Raw genomic sequence first — 12,578 nt, 5'->3', positions numbered from 1 at the left:
GTTGGACAATTTCTCTCGGATACAGCCCGCGAGAAATTGTCCAAAATCCAAAGAGCTTATCGCAAGTGCGTAAGTCTTGAAGGGATTTGGATTCGGGCGTGAGGTAGCAAACAGCGTTTTGCCAATCGCTTGCCTAAGATAAAATTTTGCAGCAGCTCATTCAGGGTGCTGAAACCAATAGGCACTTTGGCTGTGCAGGTGAAACTGGCCGTTAAACCTGATTCTCAACCTCGCTCCCAACGCTTTACCCCTTGAACATGGCCCGAGGCGACCAAATCTACGTCATGCGACCGCTCGCTGGCATGGACGGTGTGTATGAACACCACGGCATCGACTGCGGCGATGGCACTGTCATCCACTACAGCAAAGCCACCGAGCCGCCGACGATTCGCCAAACAGAGTTTTCGGCGTTTTCCTGGGGCAACCGGGTGTTCGTCAAGCAATACACCGTTTGCTATTTGCCCGATATCGTGATTGAACGGGCCGAGAGTCGGCTGGGCGAACAGCGCTATAGCTTGCTCGAAAATAATTGCGAACACTTTGCGACCTGGTGCAAAACGGGCCGCAGCGTCAGCGAACAGCTTGCAACCTTTGGACTCGATGCCGCCATGCTCAACCCGCGCAGTTCTCGCCGCATGATGGAAGACGCAGTGCTGGCGAGTGATCCTGCGATGGCGTTGCAACAATTTGACCAGGCGCGACGGAATATGGCGATCGCCCGCGACCAGCTCCAGCGACAAATGCAGGCAGCCCAGAAAGAGATGGACACCTGGCATCGGGTCGCAGAACTGGCTCTCAAGCAGGGCAAAGAACCCGCCGCCCGCGCCGCCCTAGAGCGAAAAGTCGCCGCCAAACGCGAACTCACCGACTATCAAACCCAGCTAGACCAACTCGACACCCTTGCAATCGACCTAGAGCGCAACGCGGCAGCTCTACATCAGCGAATTGCGCTCTCCACCGCGTCAGAGCATCAGGATTGGGGCTGAACCTGAGTTTTGCGCCGATTTCGGACTTTGGATCTTAGTTAGATTGACAATTTTGGATGAAAGCTTTTGGCAGCGCCCAAAATCCAAACTCTACAATCCAAAATCGCCGATCTTCTGGGGGACTGCCGAAAGCCTCCGCAAAACCCAACAAAGCTCCCAAAAAGCCCCCCAAAAGCCCCCCAAAAGCCCTAGTTAGCGCTGACCACTGTCGGGCGACTGCCGACCGAATGCTTGTCGATCACCTGATCAATCAAGCCGTAGTCCATCGCTTCTTTGGCAGACATGAAAAAGTCGCGCTCGGTATCGCGCTCAATGCGCTCTAGGGGCTGTCCCGTGTGCTTTGCCAGCCAGCGGTTGAGATTTTGCTTGTGGTAGAGGATTTCTTTTGCCTGAATCTCGATGTCCGTCGCCTGACCCTGGGCACCGCCGAGGGGTTGGTGAATCATAATCCGCGAGTGAGGCAGGCTCATCCGCTTGCCCTTAGCGCCAGCGCTCAGAAGAAACGCACCCATGCTGGCGGCTAGCCCGACGCAAATCGTGCAAACATCCGGGCGCACATGGTTCATCGTGTCAAAAATGCCCATGCCAGCGGTGACAGAGCCGCCCGGAGAGTTGATGTAGAGGTAGATGTCCTTTTCGGGATCTTCGGCTTCTAGAAACAGCATTTGCGCCACGATCAGGTTGGCAACGTCAGAATCGACAGGCTGGCCTAGAAAAATGATGCGCTCCCGCAGCAGACGCGAATAGATGTCAAAGGCGCGTTCGCCGCGACCCGATTGTTCAATAACGGTAGGAATCATGGAGCCTTTTCCCAAGTAGAACCTTTCTACTCATTTTAAGCCGTGTTTTGAAAGTCGTTGCTGAGGGTTTAAAGCTGGCCGCTCAGACCCGGAAAATCCTGCCCCTGCCGATCTTGCTCTATCGGCGCGGAAAGTCTTCTGGGTCGGCGATCGGGTTCAGCGGGTTGGGTGATTCGGTGGGCGGCTCATCGAGCAGGTGTCGCAAGAGCGATCGCAGCTTCATGCGACTGATATAGGGCCAGCCACCTTCGGCCTCCATATCGCGCAGCAGGGCATAGAGCGAATGGCGATTTTTAGGCAGCGTTTCTTGAAACATCGTGTCGCGGATTTCTTGATGCAGCTTTTCTAGCAGGCGCAATAGCCGCAACAGCGCAACGCCATCGCCTTCAGACGCTTTGGCGATTTCCTGCACCTGTTGGGCGATCGCCTCTAGATGGCGCTGAAGGGTCTCCTGAGGCTGGAGCGCTCGCTCCAAATTTGCCAGATCTGGATGAGATGGGCGATCGCCTCCATTATCCTGCTCACTCATGCCGCTCCACGCTCCACATAACTGAGAAACAACTGCTGAGAAACAACTGCTAAAGAACGATGCAACACCGATGAAACACTTGTTCCGTGCAATTTTCTATACATTTCTACACAATTCACGTCCCTTATCATTTGCGCTAAAGCTAGGGTTTACTCTCAAGTCTCGCCCTGAAGTCTCATGAAGTCGGTCTGTTCCACAAACAAGCGCACAAGGTCTTGTAAAATTCAACATTAGAGTATCAGACACAATCTGTTAGATTTGCTCGACTAATCTTGTTCGATCAAGCATTTGACCCAACAGACCTACGAATTCATCCACTAGAATTCATCCACCACCAAGCCATATCAAGATTGAGATATCGAGGTTGACCATGAGGTATCGCGCTCTAATTGTCGCGCTGATCGCGCTCTGTATGGGGTTTCTCACTGCCTGTAGCAGCGGCACCCCTACCGCCGCCAGCGGCCCGCTCACCTATGAGCAAATCCGAGGCACTGGTCTAGCTAACAAATGCCCCACCCTTGACACCATCAAGCGGGGTGCCATTCCGATCGACCCCAATGAGACTTACAAAATCGTCGATCTTTGCCTGGAACCGACCAACTACGCTGTGAAGACAGAGCCAGCAAACAAACGCCAAGAGGCAGAATTTGTAGCTGGCAGACCGCTGACCCGCAATACCTCTAGCCTCGACCAGGTGCGAGGCACGCTGAAGGTCAACCCCGATCGTAGCCTTACCTTCATCGAAGAAGAAGGCTTTGATTTCCAGGCCATCACTGTGCTGCTGCCCGGTGGAGAGGAAGTTCCTTTCCTGTTCACCATTAAGGACTTGGTTGCTACAACTCAGCCTGGCTTGGACAGCATCTCTGCCTCCACGGACTTCGAGGGCGAGTTTAAGGTGCCCTCCTACCGCACGTCTAACTTCCTCGATCCCAAAGGTCGCGGTCTGACAGCGGGCTATGATAATGCGGTTGCGCTGCCTGCCCAGGCCGACAGCGACGAGCTTCAGCGCGAAAATAAAAAGGCGTTTAAGACGGGTCGTGGCAATATCTCCTTCCAGATTGCCAAGATCAATGCCGCAACGGGCGAGATCGCTGGAACTTTCCTGAGCGAGCAGCCTTCAGACACTGATATGGGCGGTAAGGAACCTCTAGATGTTCGTATTCAGGGCCTGTTCTACGCTCGGATTGAACCCGCTGCGTAGTCCTCAAAGTCCTTAAGAATAACTGGCTACAGATTTTGATCCGTTAGCCTCTCTAGATTTTGAAACGAAAAGATCCGCTGGCAAGGCGCTGGCGGGTCTTTTCATGTTTGGGCTAAGTTTTTGGGCTAAATTTATGAGGTTTCCATAAAGCTGAACTTTACTAAAACTTTAAAGAGTGCAGTTTGGAATCACGCTTTTGTAAAGTCTGGATCTAGAGAGAATCATAGTTTTCACACCATGTAATCCTCAAAGTTAGAGGCTAAAAAGTTCACTGAGAACCAACTGTAGGCTCCGTATTGGGTCAGTTAAACGCTGTTTTTGAAGGGCGATCGCCCTCTTTGTCTTAAAGGCGATGTCCAGTTCACGGCTCCGCTGAGGGGCGATCGCGCTTAACGCTTTCTCATGATATTGCTCCATAATATTGCAAGCTTTCATCTTAAAATGTAAACTACTCATCAGTGAATTCCGCAGATTTGCGTTTTATCGTTTCCTCCTAATTCATTCATCAAGCCATCTCAAACTTTTAGAGGATCTATCCCGATCTTCATCTAGTGAGGCGATTCAGGTTTTTCGACGCTTCTTTCAGGTTCCGTAAAAATGCAGTTGTAGGCGTTGCCCTAAACCAAATACCTTGAATTCAGAAATTTTCTGGGGCCTCGTCAAGCGGCAGTTTTATTACTATCAAGCAACGTTACTGGGGCTTTAGTGATTAGAGTTTGTTGTCAGAAATTTAGGACGGTTGAAACCTCTGGCTTTATACGTTAGCTCACTTCTCTAAATTCGCTGCTCCAAATGTTTGCAAGTAGTAACCAGGCTCCAAGCAGCAGATAGGCTCCAGTTAACAACCAAGAGCGTTTCTGCGCTCACTAGCCTGGTTTCACAACCTGCAAGCGGCTGTTTAAGCCTCTGCTAACCTGCCGAATTTAAGTAAGCCATTGAGTCAAGTAAGCCAGGTAACTTGAGTTTCAACTTCTCAGTTTGATACCCTTGTGCCTTTCGTAGGGATGCATCTAGGTTACGGTCTCTCGGCTAACCCCATCTACCTGAATCTCGTCATGTCTACACCCATTTCTACAGAACTTAAGACCGAAAGTTTACAACTCCTGCGAGATTATCAAACCTCTCCAACTGCCGAAATCCGCAATCAATTGGTGCAACTCAATTTTGGTCTGGTTCGCAAAGAAGCGCATCACTGGGTCAATCAATGCACCGAAAGCTATGATGACCTCCTCCAGGTAGGAAGCTTGGGACTCATCCGCGCCATTGAGCGGTTTGACATGAGCAAAGGCCATGCCTTTAGCTCTTTCGCCATTCCCTACATTCGTGGCGAAATTCAGCACTATCTGCGTGATAAGGGGTCTTCAGTCAGGATTCCTCGCCGCTGGCAGGCGCTTCAGCACCAAGCTGCAACCATCACTCGCACCCTCCAGGCAGAGCTTCATCGGCCGCCAACCGATGCTGAACTTGCCTCTGCACTGCAAGTCTCGCTCAACGAGTGGCAAGAAATCAAACTCGCCTACCGCAATCGGCTGCCCCTCAGCCTCGATGCGCCCATGCGTGAAGAAGAGGAAGGCGCAACGCTGGGTGAAATGCTGCCCGATTCGCAATACCGCAGTTTCCAGCTTGCTCAGGAAGACCAGATTCGGCTTCAACAAGCCTTGTATCAGCTTGAAAAGCGAACCCGCGAGGTTCTAGAAGCCGTTTTCCTTTATGACCTGACGCAAAAGGAGACAGCCGAGCGCTTGGGCATTAGCGCGGTTACTGTATCCCGCCGCGTTAAGAAAGGACTGAAACTCCTGAAAGAGTCGATGCTGGGCGCAGAGCCAGCTAGTGCATCGCGAGAGATTGGGCGCTCTGCTTAGGGTTCAGCGTTTCTCGCTGAATTGCTCAGCTTACCTTTCAAGTTCATGGCTTTGTCAGTCCCCGATGCTGCTTCTCAGGATTAAGCAGTGTCGGGGTTTTTGCATTTTTTGATCACATCCTCAGCCAACTTCTTGCTTTCTGTAGAGCAGAAAGCGTTTAAACCGGCCCCTTAGGCACAGGCAGTAATCAACGCAAGTCTTGTAAATTGAGGTATCTCAGTCGGAAGCATTGCCCGAATGATTGGCTTATGCAGGCGGGAGAGGCTGACGCAGGTGCATAGCACGATACCCAGAGTCGATAGATTGCTGTGTGCGTCGCATATCCAGTTGTCTGAGCCAGCTTTCTACAGTTCGCATTTCTACAGTTCGCATTCTGTCAGCGATTAGGACTTGGGCTGAATTATTAAAAAACATTACGAACGAGCTACTTGCGGAGGTGACCGATGCTGACTCTGATCACACTGGTTTTGTTGTACAGGATGCATTCATATCGGAAAAATCTCGGTAATGTTGGGTCTAATGTTTCTGGATATGCTCCCAATTCGCTGATCTAAGGGCGTGACAGCATCTCTCATAAGTGTTACATTTTTTAATATTCAGATTGGGCGAAGGGTTTCTGGGTGGTGAGTATCGGAGCGTATTAGATGCTTCGTATGCTTGTTTCCCAGGCGTGTCTTCCAAAAGTTATTCACCTGATGAGTCTGCGATTAGGTTTCGGGTTCGATGCTGGGTCTGAGGTGCTTTTCTGAGAGGCGATCGCTCTGGTCGGGAGGCGGCATCTGTTGCCAAAGGGTAGCAGCCAAAGCTTAGCCATTGAGTGGTAGCTAAGGGTTCGCAATCAAATAGCAACTGAATAGCAATTGAATAGAGTCGTATCCAGCCCTCAGCGCTCTGGTCTTTGACGTTTTTGACTTCTCTCGGTTGGGTAGTTGCCCGGTAGCTGCCCTGTTTTGTGTTTTTCCAACTCCTCACGTGTCTTGTCATGAAAACGAGTCAAGCCTCCACTGATCTGGTTCGCACTTACCTTCGAGAAATTGGACGGGTTCCTCTGCTGACGCACGAGCAGGAAATTCTGTATGGAAAGCAGGTCCAGCGGCTGAGCCTGTTGCAGGACGTGAAGGCGGCGCTGTCGGAGCAGCTTGGGCGATCGCCCAGCCTGGAAGAATGGGCAGACCAGGCCGGCCTGTCGGTCGATGAGCTAGAGCAGGTGGTGGCCGAGGGCGAAAATGCCAAGCGCCGCATGGTAGAGGCCAACCTGCGCCTAGTAGTGTCTGTGGCCAAGAAATATATCAAGCGCAATGTGGATCTGCTGGATCTGATCCAGGAGGGCACAATTGGGATGCAGCGAGGCGTAGAGAAGTTTGACCCAACCAAAGGCTATCGCTTTAGCACCTACGCCTACTGGTGGATTCGGCAGGCAATTACGCGGGCGATCGCCGAGAAGGGTCGCACGATTCGCCTCCCAATTCACATCACTGAAAAACTAAACAAAATTAAGAAGGCGCAGCGACAGCTTGCCCAGCAGCTTGGCCGAGCAGCCACCGTTTCGGAACTGGCGACGGAGCTAGATATGTCGGTGAAGCAGGTGCGTGAATACCTGGAGCGGGCACGACAGCCCCTGTCGCTAGATTTGCGGGTGGGCGACAACCAGGACACAGAACTGGGCGAATTGCTGGAAGACACGGGGCCGTCCCCAGAGGATTATGCTGCAAACTCCTCGCTGCGAACCGAGCTGGAGCAGTTGATGGCGGAGCTGACACCGCAACAGCGTGAGGTTCTGTCGCTGCGGTTTGGGCTGGAAGATGGGCGATCGCTCACGCTGGCCAAAATTGGCGATCGCCTGAACATCAGCCGCGAGCGGGTGCGCCAGATCGAGCGGGAAGCCTTGACCAAACTGCGGAAACGCCGAGCCGATATTCGCGAGTATCTGGCTAGCTAGCACGAACTGAGCTTTGGGGTTCGGACTTTGAGGGGGAGTGGTGATTCGCCGCTTCCTCCTTCAGGTTCTCTAGCCGTTCTTGGCATCGCGCAATGCGCCCATTGTGGCAGCGGCGATCGCCTGGTCGGTGGCCTTGGGCAGGTGGTAGTATTTGCCCCCTGCCTGTTTTGCTAGCTCCTTAGCAAAACCCGTAGACACAAACTTATTCTCTGTGTCAATCACCAAAAGCTGAATATTTTGCGCCCGAATTTTGGTGGCAATGTCCAGCAGTTCCGCCTTAATGTCGGGCTTTTCTTCGCTGAGGATGGGTTCCCCCAGAGACTTGGCCAGCGGCACGTTGCCCCGTCCGTCGGTAATGGCCACAATCACCACCTGGCCAATATCCCCCGACGATCGGGCATTCACCCCCACGCGCACCGCCTGCGTGAGTCCATGCGCCAGGGGAGAACCGCCCCCACAGGGCATCCGCTCCAGTCGTCGCCGTGCCGAGGTGATGGAGCGAGTCGGGGGCAGCAGCACTTCTGCCTGGTCCCCCCGAAAGGGAATCAGCGCTACTTGGTCACGGTTCTGGTAAGCCTCCGTCAGCAGCCGCATCACTGCGCCCTTGGCAGAGTTCATCCGGTTCAGCGCCATTGATCCAGAGGCATCGACCACAAATATAATCAGCGCCCCCGCCTTGCGGGCCAGCCGCTTAGCGCGAATGTCCGACTCTTCCACAAACACCCGCTTGCGAGTCTGCCCATTTGTTCCCGAAAACTGTTCGTAGCGCGATCGCCGGGCCTTTTGATAGGGTGCAGCCGAGCGCAGCGTTGCATCCACGGCAATCCGCCGCGCCTTGCCCTTGGGCAACATTGGCTTGATATAGCGTCCCCGGTCTTCCGAAAAAATCAGACTGCGCGACCCAGACTTGCCGCGTCGATTCGCCATCTGAGCAAAATACAGCACCGACGGGTCGAGCAGCACGCCCTCTGGGTCAAAGATAAACTCCTCCGGGAGTTCCGGCGGATCTTGGGACTGGTCTTTGTCGTCCTCGTCTTCGTCTTCTTGCTCGTCTTCGTCCTGATCCTGGTCAGACGGCTGCTGATCCTGGGGCGGCGGGGGCGGTGGGGGCGGCTGCGGCGACTCATCTTCGGGCGGTGGCTGGAGATCCAGCGCCCGGGGCACAATCACCAGCTTCACAGCCACGCGCAGATCGTCGGCGCTGACCTCGGTACGCCCTTCCAGCGCTGCGTTTGCCTTGGCCACCCGCACAGCAAACAGTTCCGCCCGATGCCCCTGCACGCCGCCGCGCAGCGCTTCCTGAACCAGATACTCAATCTGGGTGCGGGAAATGGTGACATCCTGGAGCCACTCGCGGGCGAGGATGATCTGGGTTTTGAGATTGTCCAGTTCTTCGCGGTAGAGCCTCAGAAAATCTTCTGGCGACTGGGAATAGTCTGTGGCCCGCTCCACTGCTTGCACGCGCTGGTCTAGCCCCAGGATTTCGTCCGCCGAAAGGGCGATCGCAATTCGGTCAAGCAAATGATTTCGCAGGTCGCCCTCTTCGGGGTTATAGGTGGCAATCAGCAGTGGCGTGCAGGGATGCTGAAAGCTAATGCCTTCGCGCTCGATCTGGTTGCGTCCCTCCGTCAGCGTCGTCAGCAGCAGATTCGCAATCTGGTCATCCAGCAGATTGATTTCGTCCACATACAGCACGCCCCGGTGCGCCTCTGCCAGCAGCCCCGGCTGGAACACGGTTTCCCCCGCCTTGATGGACTGAGCCACATCCACCGAGCCGATCAGCCGATCTTCCGTTACGCCCAGCGGAATCTGGACAAAGGGAGCCGGGATGACGTGCGTGGGCAAAGAAGAATCCGCATCGGGGTCTGCATCGAAATCCGCTGCTGCTTTGACCTCTGCGTATTTTTTCAGCGTGTCATCATCCCAGGCTTCAGGTCGGAGCGGATCGGCATTGCAGCAGGAGCCTTCGATGACTTCGATGGGGGGCAACAGCGCATGAATAGCGCGGGCCATGACGGATTTGGCCGTGCCGCGACGACCCGCAATCACCACGCCACCTAGCCCCGGGTCAACGGCGCAGAGCAGCAGGGCCAGCTTGATAGCCTCCTGTCCGACCACGGCGGTAAGGGGAAAACTGAGGGGTTGATCGGTCAACGTGGCGGCAGGCATGGCGAAAATCCAGGCAGGTTCAGGCTCCCAGCATATTCAGCATATCAGGAAGCGGGGCAGGGGGTTGGGGCTAGAGGGCAGAAAAGCGATCGCTCGCCTCCAGCAGCGCCGTCCGAATTCCTGGTTCGTTCATCGAGTGGCCTGCATCTGGCACGAGAATTAGCTCCGCCTCGGGCCAGGCGCGGTGAAGCTCCCAGGCTGACACCGCCGGACACACCACGTCGTAGCGCCCCTGCACAATTACACCGGGAATGTGGCGAATGCGATCGACGTTCCGCAGAAGCTGGTCGTCTGGTTCAAAAAAGCCCTTGTTTACGAAATAATGGCACTCAATCCGGGCAAAGGCATCGGCAAACTCCGCCTCTGCAAAGCGCTCCTTCAGGTTGGCATCGGGCAGGAGCTTGCTGGTGCTGGCTTCCCAGACCGACCAAGCGCGGGCCGCCTCCAGCCGAATTGCCGGGTCATCGCTGGTCAGCCGTCTGTAGTAGGCGCTGATTAAATCATGCCGCTCCTCCGGCGGAATCGGCTTCAGGTAGTCTTCCCAGGCATCGGGATAGATGTAGCTGCATCCCTCCTGGTAGAACCACAGCAATTCCTTGCGCCGCAGCATAAAAATGCCCCGCAAAATTAGCCCCTTGCAGCGGTCGGGATGGGTCTGGCTGTAGGCGAGAGAGAGCGTGCTGCCCCAACTGCCGCCAAAGACTACCCAGCGGTCGATGCCCAGGTGCGTCCGAATTGTCTCAATGTCATTCACCAAGTCCCAGGTTGTGTTTTCGCGCAGTTCGGCGTGGGGGGTGCTGCGACCACAGCCCCGCTGGTCAAACAAAACCACGCGCCACTTTTCCGGGTCAAAAAACTGGCGATAGCTGGGCGTAGTGCCGCCGCCGGGACCACCATGCAGAAACACAACGGGTTTGCCTTGGGGGTTGCCCGCTTCTTCGTAGTAAATGGTGTGCAGGTCGGAAACCTGGAGGGTGCCAGAGTTGTAGGGTTCGATGGGGGGGTAGAGATCCCGCATGGGAGGGGGAAGGAGAGAGGGAAGAACGAAGAGAGAAAAAAGAAGAGGGAAGAACGAAGAGAGAAAAGAGAAGAGGGAAGAACGAAGAGAGAAGAAAGAAGAGGTCGGGGGGAGGGATTGGTGGTGCTAGTCTGTATCCTTATTCGGGAGTGTGGGGGGCGATGACGCGGGTGACTTGGGAGGTGCGATCGCACACAATCCAGCCATAGTCTGGGGTCACGTCGGCAGGGTTTTCGGTGACGCGAAAGAATACTTTGCCATCGGTGCGAGACTCAATGGCGAAATCCGCACGATCGGCGTAGAGAACTTTGTAGCCCCGGTCTTGCAGGCAATATTTTGCCCAGGCTTTGAGGGAGTGCTTTTGCGGCTCGTAGGGAATCGGAGGCTGGCGAAACACCTCCTGCATTGCGGCGATGAGTTGCATAGGGGCGTGGCAGCAGGATCTCAGCAAAGACAACAGATCCACCATACAAGCTTTTTCCTGTCCGGATGGTGACCGCTTGCAATGACGGCTTGTAGTCGCAGTGTGAAATTACAGAGATTACAGAAATTACTATTGAAATTACAACTCGTGGGGAATTTTGAGCGGTAGAGTTTCAGGCACGGTGTCAGGGACGTGAACCGTGTGATTCTCAGACTGTGGAGGCTGGTGCAGCAGGATGAGTTGCGCCAGAGTCTTTTTCAACTCAGTGCGGGGCACGATGGTATCTACGAAGCCATGATTCAGTAGATATTCTGAGGTCTGGAAGTCGTCGGGCAGCTTTTCGCGGAGGGTTTGCTCAACCACGCGCCGCCCTGCAAAGCCGATAGTGGCCTGGGGTTCCGCCAGGATCAGGTCGCCCAGCATAGCAAAGCTAGCCGTTACGCCGCCCGTTGTGGGATGGGTTAGCACGGGGATGTAGAGCAGGCGGGCTTCTCGGTGTCGCTCCAAGGCCCCGGAGATTTTCGCCATTTGCATAAGGCTGAGCATTCCCTCCTGCATCCGTGCGCCGCCAGAGGCACAGACGATAATCACTGGGAGGCGATCGCGCGTGCCTCGTTCAATCATGCGGGTCAGCTTTTCGCCCACGACAGACCCCATGCTGCCGCCCATAAAGCGAAAGTCCATCACGCCCAGCGCCACGGGCAAATCGTTCAGTCGTCCAACGCCTGTGGCAACAGCATCCCTGAGGCGCGTTTTTTCCTGCGTGTCGCGGATGCGATCGCTGTAGGACTTGCGATCGCGGAAACCCAAGGGATCGGTGGGCGACAGGTGTTCGTCCAGCGGGGTCCAGGTGCCTGGATCGATCAGCTGCTGAATGCGCTCGTCGCTAAAGATGCGGTTGTGATACTTACACTCTGGACAGACCATGAGGTTTGCCCGCAGGTCTTTGGTATAGGTCAAAACGCCGCAGTTGGGGCACTTGCTCCAGAGTCCGTCGGCGATTTCTCGCTCCTGCTGATTCTGGCTGATGGCACCAGCTTTGCGTCGATTTGCAAACCAGTCAAACAGAGACATGAAAAAAACAGGGGATAAAGGGTGGTGTTAAACTTCGCTGGGGCGGCGATTTATGGCATAGATCTATGGCAAAGATCTGTGGCAAAAGAGACTGGAAAGAGCGGATTGGGGAAGATTCTGTGAAAACGGGAGATTCTGACTAATCTGACTAAAGGGATAAATGGGGAGGCGTTTCTAGTGTGCAAGGAGAGGGCGATCGCCCCTCTGCGCTACTCCGGTTTTACGTCCTCTGCGTCATCAATGGGACTTAGAAGGAGCAGCGCCGTCCACCAGTCTCGCGGGTCAACCTGCACCGCCGCAGGCGTTCCCCCGCCGAAATGCGCCTGAACGCCCTGCGCCACCACCCGCGCCGGAATCTCATGGGCCGCCAGCATTTGCTGCATGAGTTCTGCTTCCAAATAAGTATTGGTGGTTCTCAACGTTGTCCAAGCCACATCCGTAGCGTATGTGATTCAAACTACGATGTTGATTCTATCAGAGGCGGGGGGAGATCAGGGGTTAGGGGTTGGGGGCCGGAGCGGTTCTGCATCCTGTCGCTTTGCCCTGAGATCTTGATTCTGGCTTTTAGATTAGCGA

At 54.7% G+C, this 12,578-nt stretch carries 11 protein-coding genes; 4 read left to right on the top strand and 7 right to left on the bottom strand.

Features of this window, described 5'->3' with window-relative positions; translation table 11 throughout:
* The first annotated feature begins 257 nt into the window (after positions 1 to 257).
* Positions 258 to 986, top strand: a complete 729-nt coding sequence (locus tag IGS16_RS21445) for a lecithin retinol acyltransferase family protein (RefSeq protein WP_297089000.1) — start codon at positions 258 to 260, stop codon at positions 984 to 986.
* A gap of 188 nt (positions 987 to 1,174) precedes the next feature.
* Here IGS16_RS21445 and clpP read toward each other — a convergent pair whose 3' ends face one another.
* Both clpP and IGS16_RS21435 read right to left on the bottom strand, forming a co-directional pair.
* A complete protein-coding gene (gene clpP / locus IGS16_RS21440) occupies positions 1,175 to 1,786 on the bottom strand; it encodes an ATP-dependent Clp endopeptidase proteolytic subunit ClpP (protein WP_172354183.1) in 612 nt (203 codons plus the stop codon).
* Between the two features lie 118 nt (positions 1,787 to 1,904).
* Entirely contained in the window at positions 1,905 to 2,315 is a 411-nt protein-coding gene (locus IGS16_RS21435) for a hypothetical protein (protein ID WP_297088998.1), read from the bottom strand.
* A gap of 370 nt (positions 2,316 to 2,685) precedes the next feature.
* On the opposite strand from IGS16_RS21435, the gene IGS16_RS21430 reads away from it, so the two are divergent.
* The 3 genes from IGS16_RS21430 (at position 2,686) to IGS16_RS21420 (ending at position 7,317) form a co-directional block, all read left to right on the top strand.
* The gene (locus IGS16_RS21430) at positions 2,686 to 3,516 is read left to right on the top strand and encodes a photosystem II manganese-stabilizing polypeptide (protein ID WP_297088996.1); all 831 of its coding nucleotides are present in this window, start codon (positions 2,686 to 2,688) and stop codon (positions 3,514 to 3,516) included.
* 1,055 nt (positions 3,517 to 4,571) lie between these two features.
* Positions 4,572 to 5,378 (top strand): RNA polymerase sigma factor SigF, encoded by an 807-nt coding sequence (locus IGS16_RS21425; RefSeq protein WP_297088994.1) that lies wholly within the window; start codon positions 4,572 to 4,574, stop codon positions 5,376 to 5,378.
* 982 nt (positions 5,379 to 6,360) lie between these two features.
* The gene (locus IGS16_RS21420) at positions 6,361 to 7,317 is read left to right on the top strand and encodes an RNA polymerase sigma factor, RpoD/SigA family (RefSeq protein ID WP_297088992.1); all 957 of its coding nucleotides are present in this window, start codon (positions 6,361 to 6,363) and stop codon (positions 7,315 to 7,317) included.
* Between the two features lie 69 nt (positions 7,318 to 7,386).
* On the opposite strand, the gene bchD is transcribed toward IGS16_RS21420, so the two are convergent.
* The 5 genes from bchD to IGS16_RS21395 all read right to left on the bottom strand — a co-directional run bounded on the left by bchD (position 7,387) and on the right by IGS16_RS21395 (position 12,436).
* A complete protein-coding gene (gene bchD / locus IGS16_RS21415; protein WP_297088990.1) occupies positions 7,387 to 9,486 on the bottom strand; it encodes a magnesium chelatase ATPase subunit D in 2,100 nt (699 codons plus the stop codon).
* Positions 9,487 to 9,556: 70 nt separating this feature from the next.
* Entirely contained in the window at positions 9,557 to 10,504 is a 948-nt protein-coding gene (gene pip / locus IGS16_RS21410) for a prolyl aminopeptidase (RefSeq protein ID WP_297088988.1), read from the bottom strand.
* A 139-nt stretch (positions 10,505 to 10,643) separates the two neighbouring features.
* Complete coding sequence (locus IGS16_RS21405) at positions 10,644 to 10,928, bottom strand: hypothetical protein (protein ID WP_297088986.1); 285 nt, start codon at positions 10,926 to 10,928, stop codon at positions 10,644 to 10,646.
* 138 nt (positions 10,929 to 11,066) lie between these two features.
* Positions 11,067 to 12,002 (bottom strand): acetyl-CoA carboxylase, carboxyltransferase subunit beta, encoded by a 936-nt coding sequence (gene accD, locus IGS16_RS21400; RefSeq protein ID WP_297088984.1) that lies wholly within the window; start codon positions 12,000 to 12,002, stop codon positions 11,067 to 11,069.
* 209 nt (positions 12,003 to 12,211) lie between these two features.
* Positions 12,212 to 12,436 (bottom strand): hypothetical protein, encoded by a 225-nt coding sequence (locus IGS16_RS21395; RefSeq protein ID WP_156435370.1) that lies wholly within the window; start codon positions 12,434 to 12,436, stop codon positions 12,212 to 12,214.
* Positions 12,437 to 12,578 lie beyond the last annotated feature (142 nt).

It is taken from the genome of Thermoleptolyngbya sp. C42_A2020_037 (genome assembly GCF_015272455.1).
In the GTDB taxonomy this organism is placed as follows: Bacteria; Cyanobacteriota; Cyanobacteriia; order Elainellales; family Elainellaceae; genus Thermoleptolyngbya.
Note: the sequence above shows the minus strand (reverse complement) of the source record. Positions and strands in the feature narration are given on the sequence as shown.

What these genes read in the sequence shown, in the direction of transcription:
- IGS16_RS21430 (WP_297088996.1), top strand. Translation starts at nt 2,686, where the DNA reads ATGAGGTATCGCGCTCTAATTGTCGCGCTGATCGCGCTCTGTATGGGG.
- IGS16_RS21420 (WP_297088992.1), top strand. Translation starts at nt 6,361, where the DNA reads ATGAAAACGAGTCAAGCCTCCACTGATCTGGTTCGCACTTACCTTCGA.
- pip (WP_297088988.1), bottom strand. Translation starts at nt 10,504, where the DNA reads ATGCGGGATCTCTACCCCCCCATCGAACCCTACAACTCTGGCACCCTC.
- IGS16_RS21405 (WP_297088986.1), bottom strand. Translation starts at nt 10,928, where the DNA reads ATGCAACTCATCGCCGCAATGCAGGAGGTGTTTCGCCAGCCTCCGATT.
- accD (WP_297088984.1), bottom strand. Translation starts at nt 12,002, where the DNA reads ATGTCTCTGTTTGACTGGTTTGCAAATCGACGCAAAGCTGGTGCCATC.
- IGS16_RS21445 (WP_297089000.1), top strand. Translation starts at nt 258, where the DNA reads ATGGCCCGAGGCGACCAAATCTACGTCATGCGACCGCTCGCTGGCATG.
- IGS16_RS21425 (WP_297088994.1), top strand. Translation starts at nt 4,572, where the DNA reads ATGTCTACACCCATTTCTACAGAACTTAAGACCGAAAGTTTACAACTC.
- bchD (WP_297088990.1), bottom strand. Translation starts at nt 9,486, where the DNA reads ATGCCTGCCGCCACGTTGACCGATCAACCCCTCAGTTTTCCCCTTACC.
- IGS16_RS21435 (WP_297088998.1), bottom strand. Translation starts at nt 2,315, where the DNA reads ATGAGTGAGCAGGATAATGGAGGCGATCGCCCATCTCATCCAGATCTG.
- clpP (WP_172354183.1), bottom strand. Translation starts at nt 1,786, where the DNA reads ATGATTCCTACCGTTATTGAACAATCGGGTCGCGGCGAACGCGCCTTT.